18 protein-coding genes are annotated in these 14,500 nt (G+C 40.9%); 16 read left to right on the plus strand and 2 right to left on the minus strand.

The genetic code is table 11. The annotated features are described in order from the left end of the window. The first annotated feature begins 8 nt into the window (after positions 1-8). The 16 genes from JZ787_RS12220 to JZ787_RS12295 all read left to right on the plus strand — a co-directional run bounded on the left by JZ787_RS12220 (position 9) and on the right by JZ787_RS12295 (position 13,472). Positions 9-527: an HK97-gp10 family putative phage morphogenesis protein gene (locus tag JZ787_RS12220; RefSeq protein WP_346312421.1), complete on the plus strand. Its 519-nt coding sequence runs from the start codon at positions 9-11 to the stop codon at positions 525-527. After that, positions 524-877 carry a DUF3168 domain-containing protein gene (locus JZ787_RS12225; protein ID WP_346312422.1) on the plus strand — a complete coding sequence of 118 codons (354 nt, stop codon included), beginning with the start codon at positions 524-526 and terminating at the stop codon, positions 875-877. Before JZ787_RS12220 ends, JZ787_RS12225 begins: the two co-directional genes overlap by 4 nt. 73 nt (positions 878-950) lie before the next feature. Then, positions 951-1,421, plus strand: coding sequence for a phage tail tube protein (locus tag JZ787_RS12230; RefSeq protein WP_346312423.1), 471 nt, complete (start codon positions 951-953; stop codon positions 1,419-1,421). A 9-nt stretch (positions 1,422-1,430) separates the two neighbouring features. After that, positions 1,431-1,871 carry a hypothetical protein gene (locus JZ787_RS12235; protein ID WP_346312424.1) on the plus strand — a complete coding sequence of 147 codons (441 nt, stop codon included), beginning with the start codon at positions 1,431-1,433 and terminating at the stop codon, positions 1,869-1,871. Positions 1,872-1,888: 17 nt separating this feature from the next. Then, the gene (locus tag JZ787_RS12240; protein ID WP_110975126.1) at positions 1,889-2,092 is read left to right on the plus strand and encodes a hypothetical protein; all 204 of its coding nucleotides are present in this window, start codon (positions 1,889-1,891) and stop codon (positions 2,090-2,092) included. Between the two features lie 79 nt (positions 2,093-2,171). Further along, on the plus strand, positions 2,172-2,891 hold the full coding sequence (locus tag JZ787_RS12245) for a hypothetical protein (protein WP_346312425.1): 720 nt from the start codon (positions 2,172-2,174) through the stop codon (positions 2,889-2,891). Between the two features lie 92 nt (positions 2,892-2,983). Further along, on the plus strand, positions 2,984-3,376 hold the full coding sequence (locus JZ787_RS12250) for a hypothetical protein (RefSeq protein WP_346312426.1): 393 nt from the start codon (positions 2,984-2,986) through the stop codon (positions 3,374-3,376). A gap of 59 nt (positions 3,377-3,435) precedes the next feature. Then, a complete protein-coding gene (locus tag JZ787_RS12255) occupies positions 3,436-5,895 on the plus strand; it encodes a phage tail tape measure protein (RefSeq protein WP_346312427.1) in 2,460 nt (819 codons plus the stop codon). 23 nt (positions 5,896-5,918) lie between these two features. Next, positions 5,919-7,130 carry a hypothetical protein gene (locus JZ787_RS12260; protein ID WP_346312428.1) on the plus strand — a complete coding sequence of 404 codons (1,212 nt, stop codon included), beginning with the start codon at positions 5,919-5,921 and terminating at the stop codon, positions 7,128-7,130. Continuing rightward, on the plus strand, positions 7,127-7,981 hold the full coding sequence (locus tag JZ787_RS12265) for a phage BR0599 family protein (RefSeq protein ID WP_346312429.1): 855 nt from the start codon (positions 7,127-7,129) through the stop codon (positions 7,979-7,981). Before JZ787_RS12260 ends, JZ787_RS12265 begins: the two co-directional genes overlap by 4 nt. Positions 7,982-7,993: 12 nt before the next feature. Beyond that, positions 7,994-8,239, plus strand: coding sequence for a hypothetical protein (locus JZ787_RS12270; protein ID WP_339420854.1), 246 nt, complete (start codon positions 7,994-7,996; stop codon positions 8,237-8,239). An 8-nt stretch (positions 8,240-8,247) separates the two neighbouring features. Then, entirely contained in the window at positions 8,248-8,427 is a 180-nt protein-coding gene (locus JZ787_RS12275; protein WP_278345396.1) for a hypothetical protein, read from the plus strand. Then, positions 8,411-11,347: a vWA domain-containing protein gene (locus JZ787_RS12280; RefSeq protein ID WP_346312430.1), complete on the plus strand. Its 2,937-nt coding sequence runs from the start codon at positions 8,411-8,413 to the stop codon at positions 11,345-11,347. Before JZ787_RS12275 ends, JZ787_RS12280 begins: the two co-directional genes overlap by 17 nt. Positions 11,348-11,350: 3 nt before the next feature. Beyond that, entirely contained in the window at positions 11,351-12,145 is a 795-nt protein-coding gene (locus JZ787_RS12285) for a leucine-rich repeat domain-containing protein (RefSeq protein ID WP_346312431.1), read from the plus strand. Between the two features lie 89 nt (positions 12,146-12,234). Further along, positions 12,235-12,621 (plus strand): hypothetical protein, encoded by a 387-nt coding sequence (locus JZ787_RS12290; RefSeq protein WP_004980415.1) that lies wholly within the window; start codon positions 12,235-12,237, stop codon positions 12,619-12,621. Between the two features lie 56 nt (positions 12,622-12,677). Further along, a complete protein-coding gene (locus JZ787_RS12295) occupies positions 12,678-13,472 on the plus strand; it encodes a glycosyl hydrolase 108 family protein (RefSeq protein WP_346312432.1) in 795 nt (264 codons plus the stop codon). A 155-nt stretch (positions 13,473-13,627) separates the two neighbouring features. On the opposite strand, the gene JZ787_RS12300 is transcribed toward JZ787_RS12295, so the two are convergent. Continuing rightward, a complete protein-coding gene (locus JZ787_RS12300) occupies positions 13,628-13,975 on the minus strand; it encodes a hypothetical protein (protein WP_346312433.1) in 348 nt (115 codons plus the stop codon). A gap of 106 nt (positions 13,976-14,081) precedes the next feature. Beyond that, a complete protein-coding gene (locus JZ787_RS12305; RefSeq protein ID WP_346312434.1) occupies positions 14,082-14,309 on the minus strand; it encodes a hypothetical protein in 228 nt (75 codons plus the stop codon). Positions 14,310-14,500 lie beyond the last annotated feature (191 nt).

Genomic DNA, 14,500 nt, shown 5'->3' on the forward strand with positions numbered 1-14,500 from the left:
AAGTGCTTATGTCTGTCGAATTTAAGATTGAGGGCATGGATGAACTTTCAAAAAAACTCCAAACTTTGACAGATGGCAAAGCCGTTAACCGCCGTGCTCGATCCGCTGCACGTAAAGGCATGCAACTAGTGCTCTTTGCTGCCAAGGTTGGAGCTTCACGTATTGATGATCCTGATACGCGGGAAAGCATTCAAGAAAACTTAGTGATTCGTAATGGTAAAAGCCGCGATATAAACACCGTTCGTATGCGAGTTGGGGTGCTTGGTGGGGCGAAAAACTATGCCAACACCAAGGAAAATATTCGTAAGGGGCGCGCTGGTAAGCAGTACACCACCGACGGAAGCAGCAAGAACCCGGGCGGCGATACTTTTTACTGGCGCTTTATTGAGTTCGGTACATCAACTTCACCGCCAGTTCCATTTTTAAGACCAGCATTAGCTCAAAACATTGATGCAGTAACGGCTGAATTTAACAAGGCGTTTATGAAGTCGATTGAATCCGCAATCAAGAAGGGCAAGACCGAATGAAGCAATTACCTATTTATCGAATCTTGAAGGCTGATGCTCAAGTATTTGGCATGTTGGGTGAGCATATTTATGAAGATGTGGCACCTGAAAAGACACCACCACCTTATTTGGTTTGGTCTGACTTATCGGGCACCCCAAATACCTCACTGGATAACATCACTAATCAAGATAATGTTTTGTATCAGGTGATGGTCTATAGCCCAAACCAAAAGACAGCTTCAGATATTCGAACAGCTGTATGTAATGTGCTTCAAGAACACAGCTTGATCGAACAACGTATCGGTCACTACGAGTCAAATGCAAAGCTTTTTGCTCGTGGTTTTTCAGGGAGTTGGTGGCTCGATCGCTAACACTTAATTTAATTTTTATTTAGCACCTATAGAGGTGCTTTTTTTATGCCAAAAAATTGAGGAGTAGCTACTCATGGCGCGTATTAAAGTACAAAAATCACAGTTGTACTATGTGGATGGTGATGAAGTTATCGCTGTGCAATGTGCAAAAAACCTAAACCTTGGCGATGACACGGAAGAAGATATTGATGTGACTTGTCTTGATGATGCCGAAGATAATTTCGATCCAGGGAAAACAACACCGGGTGAAGGGTCATTAGGAACTGACTTTGATGATGAAAATGAATCACATTTGAAGATTCTTGCATTGTCCAAAACGAATCCACGAAAAAAAGTAATGTGGTATTTAGGTTCAAGTCATTCTGATGCACCACCAACAGTTGCAGCTGGAGTAGTCACTCTTCCACCTAGCCGTATGTGGTGGGCTTTCGAGAGTTATTTGAAAACACCTGCACGTACATTCGAAAAGGGGCAGTTTGTTGGTTACAACTATCCGCTTAAACGCACTTCTAGTGTTAACGAAACAATGCGCACAATTCCTTAAGGGTAGGTTATGGCTAAGAAAAAATTAACGCTTGCCACTGCGAAGAAGGCTGCGGGGGTAGGCGAGCTGATCGAAAAGACAATTAGTTTTGTTGATTCTAAAGGTAAGGCTTTTGAAGGTGAAATTTTAGTAAAACGCCTATCACACGCTGAGCTTAAAAGTGCAATTGACGCATGGAATTTAGATGATAACTCCAAAGCGACAGTTGATCAGCACTCAAAGGCAACATTGTTTGTATCTGTGTACTCATCACCTGATGAAAAGTTCTTTCCTGAAATTAAAGACACTGGTGCTGTGAACTTTGAAATCATTAGCGCGATGTTGAAAGCAGTTGATGAGGTCAATGACTTTTCGGGAAAGAAGTGGATTTCAAATCAGAAGAGTTCTGGTGCGAGCTCGTCCTCAACGGAATTGGCGGAAGAACCATTGAAGAAGCCAAGCGACAAGTAAGTCCGAAAGAGTACAAAATGTGGTGGGCCTATCGTCAAAAATATGGCTCACTTTTTTTTGGGCGGAGAATTGAACAGGGGTTGGGGAATTTAATCGCATCATTCCTTGCTTTCAATGGCGCTAAGGATGTTGATGCTTATGCTTTTATGATGCATGAAGATCATCCCGATGAAATTGAATACAGTGTCGATGAGATGTTTGCGAAAGGTTTAGGGAACTGACTTAGGTTGGTTTCTTTCTACTGAGTGGACTTTTTGTTAAATAATGATTAATTTATCTCCATAATTTTAAGGGGGTATTATGAAAAAATATTTAGTAATCTGGGCTTTATCTTTATCTTCTTCAATGGGGTTTGCAAATAAGCCTTTGATGATCCAGCAGGGTGAACCTGCACCTTTATCAAATGCATCTGATACACCAGTTGCAGCAACGCAGTATAAGCCATTGCAACCAGTTCGTTATAAGAATGAAGCTGCACTTAATAAGTCTTTAATGTTGGAATATTCATCGCAGAACGGAAAGTTTGAGAATGATATAGATGAAGATCTTACAGGTTTTGGTGTAGGTTTCTCTACTTCTCCACATAAAAAAGGTCTTTGGGGTAAATTTGAATATCAGCAGAATAATGAATATGACGGGAATGCATATGAGTTTTCATTTGGTGGTCATCTAAATTTCATTAATCTAAACGGTTTTTATGCATTAGGTACCTTAGGTACAGGCTTTAGTGTGTTGGATGCGGATGGTTTTGATACATCATCTTATTTAACAATTCCTGTTGGATTGGAAGCCGGTTATACATTCACTCCTAATTTCTCTCTATACGGAGGAATTGGTTATAAGTGGTCATTTAATATAACTGGTGAAAAAGAAACTCGCTGTAATGATGGCACATGGAGTGATAGTACAGGTTCTGGTACATGTTCATGGCATGGCGGAATTGATTATAACTATTCGTCAAATTATATTGGCGACTATGATGGTGTAACCTATAAAGCAGGTTTGCGTTACAACTTCTAAGAGTATTCACCAAAAATACAACCTCCTTCGGGAGGTTTCTTTTTGCACACCGAATTAGTATCTTATTCTAATTTATAAATTTAGGGTAAGCTATGAAGAGTAAAATATTAATTTTCTTATCAATTTTTGTTTGTTCATTTAGTAATGCGGATCTTATAGATAAATATAGTCAGATTCTACAAAATAGCAGTTACACATCCGATGGCACCTTGAATGAGACTGAGGATTCCGGAGATCCAGTTATAAAAAATAAAAACTGCGCAGCGCTTTCGAAATTTGCTGAAAGTGCTTTTAAATCTCGGCAAAATGGAGTCAAAGCAGAGCAAATGTTTTCTGTGATTAATACAGAAGAACCTATTGTTAAAAGAGCCATGCAATTAATAGTTGCAGATACCTTCAAATACCCTATTTCTTACAGTGGGAAGAACCTGGATAAAACTGCATCTGAATATGCTAGCCAGTTATACGTAGAATGTATGATCTAATTCCAACTGATTTAAAAACCGCCTTTATTTAGGCGGTTTTTTATTGCCTGAGGTTTTATATGAGCACCAAACTTGGAACACTTACACTAGATTTGGTTACTAAGATTGGTAACTTTATAGGGCCTATTAAAGATGGCGAAAAGCAAGTCAAAGTAAGTTTTGAAAACATGCGCCAACATGTAAATACCTATGGTGCTGCACTAGTTGCTATGGGTGCGGGTGCGGTTACAGCACTTGCCGGTATGGCTTATTCAACCTCAGAACAAGCGGTAGAGTTGGAAAAGTTTGCATTTAGGGCCAACACAACTACCCAAGAATTCCAAAAGATGACCGCTGGTGCGGGTGCTTTTGGTATTGAGCAAGATAAGCTCAGTGACATGATGAAAGACTTTAATGAGAAGCTGGGGGAATTAACTGCAATAGGTGCAGGTGGTGGTGTAGATTTCTTTGAACAAATTGCAATGAAAACTGAAGGATCATCGGAAGCTGCTCAGCAATTAATTTTAGATATGCAAAAGCTTAGTGGTCCAGAAGCTTTGCAAATGTATGTTAACAAGCTTGAAGAAGCTGGTGTTACACAGCAGCAGATGTCATTTTATCTTGAATCAATGGCATCCGATCTAACAGACTTGTATCCACTTCTTGCAAACGGTGGTGAAGGTTTAAAGCTTTATGCTGATATGGCTGAACGAGCTGGCATTATCATGACAGACCAAACCATTGAATCAGCAAAAGCGTTAAAGGATCAGGTGTACATGCTTGATCTACAAATGCAGGGGGCAAAAAACCAATTGATGCAAGCTGTAATACCTGCATTTGTTGATATTGCTGAAGCATTTTTTGGAGGATCAGAACAGGGCGTACAATTTGAAGAGGTTGCGGAAGGAATTTCTAAGACCCTTAAAGTCCTTGCGTCTATAGCCATTGGCGCTGTTACAGCTATTCAATTAGTTGGTAAAGCGCTTGGCGGTTTGGCCGCAATTGGAGGTGCTGTGTGGAATGAAACTGATTGGTATGAGATGAATCCAATTGGAATTGCTAAAGCAGCATATGAAGCACGTGGTGAAATAGCGGCTCTGACTTCTGAAATCAAAGGTGATATGCATGAAACTATCATGGGTGCTGCAGATCGCTTGGATAAAATGTGGAATAGTGGAACATCAAAAAAGTCTGAGCAGCTGCGCGGTGTCAGGGAGTTAGGTGAGACAATCCATAATACAAATTCAGGTTTAGGCGAGTTAGCAGATAAACAGAATGGAGTAGCGAAAGCAGTAAAGCAAACAAGTAAAACTCTTGCAGATCAAAATCGCATCCTACAAGAACGCAATCGTATCTTATACGACTATTCTGCATTTCCTCAACAAATGGAAATGGATTTGAATGATGAGGTTAAGAGATTAACTGATGCAGGAATGTCTGATTTTATCCCTATTACAAAGGCACGTTATGCTGAAGAGAAAAAGCTTGCTGAAATGCAGTTCGGCTGGGAGATTTCAGAACACCGATTTACCGAAAAACAGAAACTTGAATTTAGTTATGGAATAAAGCGGCAAGAAATTATTGCAGACACAAGGCTGACCGAAGAACAGCAAAAAGCCAAACTTCAAGCTCTGAGAGAAAATTTTAAGTTAGAGGAATCTGCTTTCAAAATTTCTCAACAGAAGCAGTTACTTGAGACTAAGCGCAACTGGATGTCAGCAACGGAATACGCTCAAGAGTATTACGCACTTGTTAGAGAAGAAATCCTCAATTCTGCAAGTTATTCGCCTGAGAAGAGGGAGGCTTTATTACAGCAGGCTAGTTCGGACCAAAATATTGAACAGAGTTATGAGCGCGATAATGCAATCAGTGATTATCGTGGAGTAATGGGGTTTGATGAGTCACCACTAATCCAGCAGTTTGAAGTGTTGGATAAAATGCGGGAACTGGATTTACTGAATGAAGAGGCTTATCAAAATGCAAAACTTCAACTTCAAATGCAATCAACTGCAAGCTACATGGAAGGGATGTTCGGTGGTTTTGCTGAATTAGTTGATGAGAATTCAAAAACCTATGCTGTGCTATTTGCTGCTCAAAGAGCATTTGCTGTTGCTCAGGCAATGTTGAATATTCCTGCAGCATATTCGAAGGCATATGACGCCGTGGTTGGAACACCTTACATCGGGCCTTACATTGCACCAGTTGTTGGTGCGGCTGCTGCAGCATTACAGGTTGCACAAGCAGCAAAAATTAAGGGGGTGAGCTTAACAGGTATGGCCCATGATGGTATTGATAATGTGCCACGTGAGGGAACATGGTTGCTCGACAAAGGGGAGCGTGTGTTAAATGCGCGTCAGAACAAGGATTTGACAAGTTATTTAAACCAAATGGGTTCTCAGTCACCGAAAAGCCAGCCAATCAATAACAATCTTCGAGTCATTATGGTTAAAGATGAGAGTGAGGCTAAAGATATGCTCTATAGCGCTGATGGGGAGAAGGCCTTTCTTTATCACATGAAGCGTAATAAAAGCAAAGTTTAAATCCTAAGTAATTTGAGGACAAAATGAAAATACAAACCCAGTATGGTGAGGTGCATGTATTAACAAATTGCCCGCTATTGAATTCGACTGAGCGATTGGAGTTTAAAACCGAAGTTCATGAGGCTTATGACAGTAGTGAGGATCGTTACATCCAGCGGGATGCACCAAGACAGGTCCTCAGTTTCAATTACGTGAATATGCAGAAAGTGATGGGCGACATGTTTCATATGTTCTATGCCAACTTGCGTAATCTATGGGGAATTCCATTACCCCAGTTCAGACAATTGATTCCAGATCTTGATGAGAGTGATTACATCCCACTGTCTACAGCAGCCCATATAGCCGACCTCAGAGTCGGCTTTGCTTTAATTGAATCAGCAGCAGGTTTTCAGGTTGTAGAGATTACTGCAGTCGGCCGATACATCATTACTCAGGAAGAAATCCGAGATCCTGAAACAGATGAGATTCTTCAAGCCTTAGAAACGGAATATCAGGATGGATTCCGATTAGCCCGGAATGTGACTGTATCAAATGCTTCAATCATGCCGCTGCGGATCTGCATCATCGAGGGTGATGCATCGATTAGCACAGGCGGGTTTTGGTCAAGCTCATCCGTAGTTTTTCGCGTATTGGCCGAAGATTCACCCGAGCATAGCGGTGATGTTCCTGCACAGTACCAGGGCGAGGATATCTATTTTAAACCGTTGCTTTTGGATGGCAGCGCTTTAGAAATGACGCTGATGCAGCACCAAAACATTGTGGATGCTGATGTGGGCGGATTTCAACAATTCACCCACTGGAAGAAACCCCGTTACTTAAAACCATTTAAGTCTGTGCTGAAGGGTTGGGATCAATATAGCGAATACCGCCGATTTTTATTTCGACGCATGGGGCGTTATCAAGCCTTTTGGATGCCTTTATATGAGAAACATCTCAATATTTTGAATACGGCAAATATCACCACTTCACTGAGTACCAATACCAAGTATTTGCTTGAGGCCGATCGTAAGCATATTGCGGTAAAGCGTAAAAATGGAACGTGGACCGCGCATGAGGTTACTGCAAAAACTGGCGGTTCTTTAACGGTGTCACCTGCAATCAATGCACACAGCAACGACATCCAAACCATTTGCTATTTGGGCTTACACCGTTTTGATGCAGATCAAATCGAATTTCAATTTTTAGGTGCACAGATTACACAAGTGACGGTGCTTATTGTGGAACTATCATCATGAGAAACAGAGCCGAGTTATATCAACTCAAGCATGGTGCACGTGCTTGGTATTTTACGGATCATCGCAAAGCGATCACACATGCAGGGATTGAGTATCTGCCGATCCGTGGACTGCAACGAACAGCCATTGAAGATGAAAGTATTGATAAATGTGATACCGAAGTGACCTTTCCGCAGATGCATTTACTCAATGCTGAGGGTGAAGATTTGGCTGCTATCTTTGCAGGCAAGATCTTCTATGGTGGTGTGACGATTACCATCCTTGAGCTTTACCAAGGCGAAACATTGGTCCTGCATAAAGGCCGTGTGACCCAGCCAAAGTATGATGAAGATGCAGATACCGTGACCTTGGTGTGTGAAACGGGAGAATCTTACCTAAATCGTAATATTTTGACGCGCAAGTTTCAGTACTCTTGCCCAAACTCAATCTATGACCGCTGGTGCGGGCTTAAGTTTGAGGAGTGGTCATTTGAGGTTGAAGTGACTGCGATTGACGGCTTAAAGGTTTCTTTCAATGTGGTTCCCACTCAGGTTCTGGATGCAGATGGCAATCCAATGTTTGATGAAGAAGGACAAGCCATAATGGAAACCAAGAGTTACCCAGAACAATGGCTGAATTTGGGGTTGATGCTGAAAGGTGGAGTACATACCTTAATCACGACTAGTACCACGAATAGCTTTACGCTGTATCGTCAACATGTGGGTTTAGCGGTGGGTGATGTTTTCTCAGTTGTACCTGGTTGCGACCAATCTAAAAAAATGTGTGATGAAAAGTTTAACAATTGGGCGCGTTATGCCGGGCATCAATTCATCCCGAACAGCAATCCAATCTTTACCCAATTGATTAAGTAAGCGAGGTGTCGAATGGTTATTGCACCTTGGGTGATTTACGCCATGCTTGCGCTGATGGTGGTCACAGCAGCCTATAGCTACTACGCCATGCGCAAAGCGCAAAAGAAAAACCAGCAAACCGCCAATCAGCTTGATGGAACGATTGCTGATGAAGGTGTTTCTTTTTCAGACGTAGCAGGAAGCCCACACATGTATGGAAACATTACGCATATTTGGGGGCATACAACGACGGATATCAAACAGAAAGGTGGCAAGTGAAAATTTACATGTCAGATATTCGAAAAGCAGGAATGTGTGCTCGCGGATCGCGGGCATTTTTTTTATCTCAAGGTTGGGACTGGTCAACCTTTCTTGAAAACGGCATCGATATCGAAATTGTTGAACAAACCAATGATGCCATGGCGCAGCAAGTTGTGGAGTATGTAAAAAATGGGCGGAAGCAGTAAGCAAACAATTGGTCAAAGATACTTCGCCAAACTCACGACCTTTATTGGAAATCCAATTGAAAAGTTTATTGGGATTAACTTTGATAATCGCGGCTGGATTTTTAAACCCGATAATGATGAATCCTTTCTGCGTGTAGAAAGTCCAAATCTATACGGGGATAAAGAAGGTGGGGTTGCTGGGTTTATTGATATTCATACAGGAACTGCAAATCAGTTGCCTAACACCACTTATAGCGCTGACTTTCCAAAGGTGTCAGGTTATCCCTTTCAATCTTATTTGTTGTTCCGTGGTCTTGGAAAAAAGCCGGCAACAAGCGGAGGGATCGGTCAATTTACACAGGGTTCGCCTAAGCACTATAACAACTCGTTTTATCATGGCAACTCAGGCTACATGAAAGAAATGTTGCTTTGGCCACAACGCGTCCATGTGCGTAATGATGGGCAACCGCAGTGGTATGACAGCAAGGCTGCAATTTTTGCAGGCACAATCAAAGGAGTGCAAGGAGGAGTTAATAGATTTGCACTCATACTCGATAACTCAGGATCGATGAGTGGATCTAAACTAAATGCATTAAAAGTAGCGCTTGAGAATTTGGCTTCTTCGATTGAATCTGGTGTGGTTGCAATTAGTCAAATGATGATTACGATCTTCTCAAGTAGCCATGAAAGTTTTTATGCCGCCAACAAAAATGAGTGCCTTATTATTTTAACAAGGGCAATTAGTGCATTAAATGCGAGTGGATTAACCAACGCAGTACAGGCATTTGCAGATGTACCTGCTTATCTGACAAATCCTGTCACAAGTGATTTAGTGGTTATCGTATCTGATGGCGCAATGAGTGAAGTAGGCGCAGCTCAGCAAAACATTGCATCAGTGAGTAGTATTGTAAAAATTGCGGGTGTAGGCGTTGGAACCATAGGTAGTCTTGCATCTTTTCATAATATGGAGCATGAAATCCCCATCGTACAGGGGGAATCTACTCAGATCACCGATGCTATTTTATATGTCATTTCAAAAACTGAGGTCAGCTATTTTGACATAAATCCTATCCATAAAATTCGTGAAATTCTCACAGATGATACGGCTATGAATAAGCCTGAGTCCGATATCAACGATGTTAACTTCAAAAAAGCCGCAGATGTGCTTTATACCGAAAAACTGGGAATATCTTGGTCTGTAACAGAGAAATCATGCCTTGAGGCAATCAATGAATTGTGCGGACACATTGAAGCAGGTGTCCGAATGAATCGTCAAACTGGCTTATATGAGATGGTTCTATTTCGTGATGATTGGTTTGCAGAGAATGAAGTTCACACACTGCCTGTCAACAAAATTAAGAGTATGCAGTTGGATGGAGCAACATCTGCAGATGAGCTGATTAATAAGTTGAATGTGAGTTATTACAATCGTGAATCAATTAAAAATTCATCTTTTTCCATATCGGAAAATGCATCTATTCGCAATTTAAACGGTCATGAAAACCCAGAAGAGGCTAAGTTTCCATACTTCATGGTACAGCGTAATGCTGCAGTTGTGAGCCAATGGAAGTTGAAACAAATATCTACTCCTGTTTGGCAAGGAACTTTTAGTACGGGATTTTATGAAGCTCGGAAGTGGAATCGATATGATGTATTAAAGCTTGAATGGCCAAGACGTTGGAGTGGTACCATTTTGGTTCGGATCATGAAAATCAACTTGGGTACAGGGACAGAAGTATCCATTGATTTTGTAGAAATCGTGCCTTATTCAAGCAATCTTTCTTCGAACATTGTGATTGATACGCCAGTCGATACCACACCTAAACCTCCACAGCCTGCTTTATTTAAGGCTATAGAGCTGTCTTATCTAGAGGCAGTGCAATTAAATGGACAAAAGGCAGTAGATGACGAATTAGCATTTAATTCAGATACAGGCTATGTCGCTGTAATGGCGAAACGTCCACAAAATAATTCATTAAATGCATTGATGTACACAGGGATTGGCAATGATATTGAGCGGGTTGGAACGATTCAGTACAGTGAAACAGCTGAGTTAGACCAAGACATTTTGCAAACAGATACTGCATTTATTGTAAAGAATGCGGGTGATATTGACATGGTTACTACCGGAACACAGATTATCGTGAATAACGAAATCATGGTGTATCAATCCTATGAGAATGAAACGGGATTGCTGACTGTAAAACGTGGTGCACTAGATAGCATACCTCTAAAGCATATCGCAGGCAGTTTACTCTATTTTGCGGATGGCTTTATCACTGTTGATTCTACTGAATATGTCACAGGTGAAGTGATTGGCGTGAAGGCGCTGACTACTACTCCAAGTGGTGTTTTAGGGATTGATGATGTTGATATGCAGCAAGTTGAAATCAAAGCACGTGCGATCCGACCTTATCCACCGGCAAATGTGAAAATAAATGATGCATATTTCCCTGAAACAAGCGTCATTTCAAATGACATTGTTTTGACTTGGGTTCATCGAAATCGACTACAGCAAACTGGTGGTGAGATTTTAGGATTCTACGAAGGAGGCATCACATTAGAAACAGGTGTGACTTATTCTATTGAAATCTATGCAGATGAAACAGTACTACACCAAGCAGTTGATATAAGTGCGAATACCTATGTAATTCCAGCTGCTGTGCTGATTCAAAACAAGCCACACCGGCTAAGAATATGGTCTGTTCGAGATGGGTATGCCTCTTACAATTTTTTTGAACATTCATTTTTTGTTGAATCTGCTAGCTTGATTCTGACAGCAACAACAGATGGTAATCATGTTGCAGGAAATACAGTTCCGCTTGCTAATGTGACGGTAGATGTAGATGAATCACTAAGCGCAAATCTAACGTTTGATGCAGCAGGCATCTCAGGTAAAGCCGAACCAGGTTCAACAATTACTGTAGATATTGAGGAATAAAAAATGACAATGTACACGGGAGTAGCTGATGCAAATGGGGACTTTATTGTCCCTTTTTCGTCTTCGTATACAAGTGGCCAAAAAGTTACTGTTACAGCGGAAAAAGATGGTGCAACAAAATCAATTGAGTTTAATGCACCAAGTCAACTTCCAGGCTTAACCTTCAGTGGGAGTATGCAAGATTTCCCAAAAAATATTGAAGAAGTTAATATAATTATGTCTGGTCGGTTACAAGATTATGCATTTTCTTGTATTGGTACTGGAACTGCATATGATGGCATGATTGCTAGAGCAGCAACGAAAATAAATATTATTGGGTGTAGTGAAATAGGAAGGAATGCTTTTGAATTTTCGAATGTTTTAATTCAAGACATACTCGCAATTTCTAACTTACAGATAATAGGTGATTATGCATTTAAATTAGTTATTAAATCTCAAGAAGTTGTTGTTCCAGCAGGTAAAACATGGGGCAATTATGTCTTTAATGGCGCAAAAATAACAAAAGCAACCATTGCTAATGGGTTATCCGTTATTCCTGCTGGCATGTTTTATCAATGTGCATTTCTAATAAGTGCATCTCTCCCTGCTTCAACAACAAATATTGGAAGTTTAGTATTTAGTGGGTGTACCAGTTTAATTGAGCTGATAGTACTCTCCATAACACCTCCTACTTTGGCTCCAAACGCACTTACAAATATTAATTCTTCTTGTGTAATAAAAGTGCCGCTGGCAAGTTTATCTGCGTATCAAGCAGCAAATGGGTGGTCAGCACATGCCAGTAAACTGGTAGGTGTGTAAGTAAATAGTTGTGAACTTAATAACATTGGCACCTTGCAAAACAGCATTTCTCAAGGTGCTTTTTTATTGCCAAAAATTAGGGGAAATAAATGGAACCAGTGTCTACAAGTGGTTTTGCTGCGTTTTTAAAGTTCTACGGTGCAGCAATTATGGTCACTTTAGCGATAGCACTAGTTGCAACAGTTGTCATCATGATGCGTTTGCCACGTTCACCACAAGAGTGGGCTGTGGGTTTAATTTGTACGGTTGTATCAAGTCTGACTGGTGGAGCTTTCATTATCGTGAAATGGGGGTTACATGAGTGGGTGACAGATATTTGGGGGATGATTGCTTTAGGTGGATTCTTCTTCGTCTGTGGGTTACCGGGTTGGGCTGTGGTTCGTTGGACTTTTAACTTCATCAATAAACAGGAAGGGAAGACCATTATTGAAGTGGTGAAAGAGCTTAAAGAAGCCAGAGAAGATTTGAAGAAATAATGTACCAAATGATATGCCGCCTTAGGGCGGTTTTTTAATAATTGAAGGAAAGCGAAATGAAATTAATTGAAAATTGGCAACAGGCTTGGAAACTCAAGTCAGTACAAGTGGGCGCAGCAAGCGCCTTTTTTTATGCCTTGATTTTATTATCAGAGCAGTTTTTAGGAGTGTGGAATTTAATCCCACAAGACCTTAAAAATAAGATCCCTGAAAACGTTGCTGAGTGGATGGGGATGTTTGTTGGTGTGGCCATGGTTCTTGCACGTTTGAAAAAGCAACCTGAAATTCACCCTGTACCAAAGCTATTAGGTTTTACCACACTGCCCACAAATTCGATTACCTTTGATCAGGCCTTTCAACGATTGATTGGCCATGAAGGTGGGTACAGCAGTGATGAGCGTGATCCGGGGAACTGGACTGGGGGGAAGGTTGGTGTCGGCACATTAAAAGGCACAAAGTTCGGCTTGGCTGCTAACACCTATCCAAGCCTTGATATTAAAAACATCACATTAGCCCAAGCAAAACAAATTTATAAGAAAGATTGGTGGGATAAATTAGGTGGTCACGGTCTGCATTCAGCCATTACATTTCAGCTTTGGGACTTTGCAATTAATGCCGGGAAGAAGCGAGCAATCATTGAGCTACAACAAGTTGCTGGTGTGGCTGCTGACGGCATGATTGGTCCTAAAACTATTGCTGCTGTGAATGCACTTGATCTGAATGATGTATTGCTCAGCCTTACTGCAGAACGGTTGAAGTTCTACACCTCACTAGGTACATGGTCTACATATGGCAAAGGCTGGACGAATCGTGTAGCGGATAACTTGAAATATGCTGCTCAGGATAACTAACCACATGTTGTTGTGCAGTCTACTATCAGGCTGCACAACGCATTCGATTTCGACAAAAGTTCATATCAGTGTTTGTGTGCAGTGTGTGAATTAAGAAAGTTCACTAACTAAAGGTTGTTTTATATTAGTCCTATCGTATCAAATGAGCATGAGGGCTACGCCTCATTAAACGTATAATCGCATTTTAGACATTTATAGTTATCAAGAATATGCTTATCAATTTGACGCCCTGTAAATGACCCAAGTGCAACACCAGTTGCTCCACCAGTAAGGGCCCCTGTAATTGCTCCTGTTACAGTTCCAATTGCGAGACCAGCAAGCTTACCTGTCGGACCTGCAAAAGCACCTAGCTCTGAACCAACTTTCCCACCAGCTGCTGCTCCAGCTAGCGTCGCCGCAGCAGCACCAACAGCACCTGAAGTCCCACCAATAACGGCACCAGTTCGTTTTCCATAATTACGCTTTTCAATGCTTTTGGAATTACATTTTGGACAAGTTTTCATATTTTCCTCATATTTAAATTTCAGAAGTATAATTTTGATTTTTTGGTATTAAATATCTTATATAAAATCCTTGAATTTTAACATTTAAAATAAATATTTTAGAATTTTACTTACTAACAACCTTTGCGCCTTTCCAAAACTCCCCGCGTCGTCGAATCAGAAATGATCTCGCGATACTTTCAGCATGAAATACTTTGGCATGATCCTTATCATCAACCCAAAACCATTCGGGCTCATAGACTTGCTGGATATCTGAAAAATCATCATATTCCAGTATTTCTTGTGTTGCATCTCGATAGGCAAGCCATTTGCCGTCTTTTACTATGTAGGCCATCAGCTTTTTACCTCGCTTAACACAAATTCATTTATAGCTCGCACATGGTGTACATGGTGCGTATTAAGTACTCCATATCCGAGGTATTTGTAGAAAGGTTCAGCAATACTCAAAGTATGTTGAATGTGATAGTAAAGCCAGTTTTTCATTTTTGATTCATTCTTATTTTAATGCTGGGATCCGAGTCTAAC

The sequence above is a fragment of the Acinetobacter sp. BWR-L5 genome (genome assembly GCF_039655985.1).
Taxonomy (GTDB): domain Bacteria; phylum Pseudomonadota; class Gammaproteobacteria; order Pseudomonadales; family Moraxellaceae; genus Acinetobacter; species Acinetobacter johnsonii.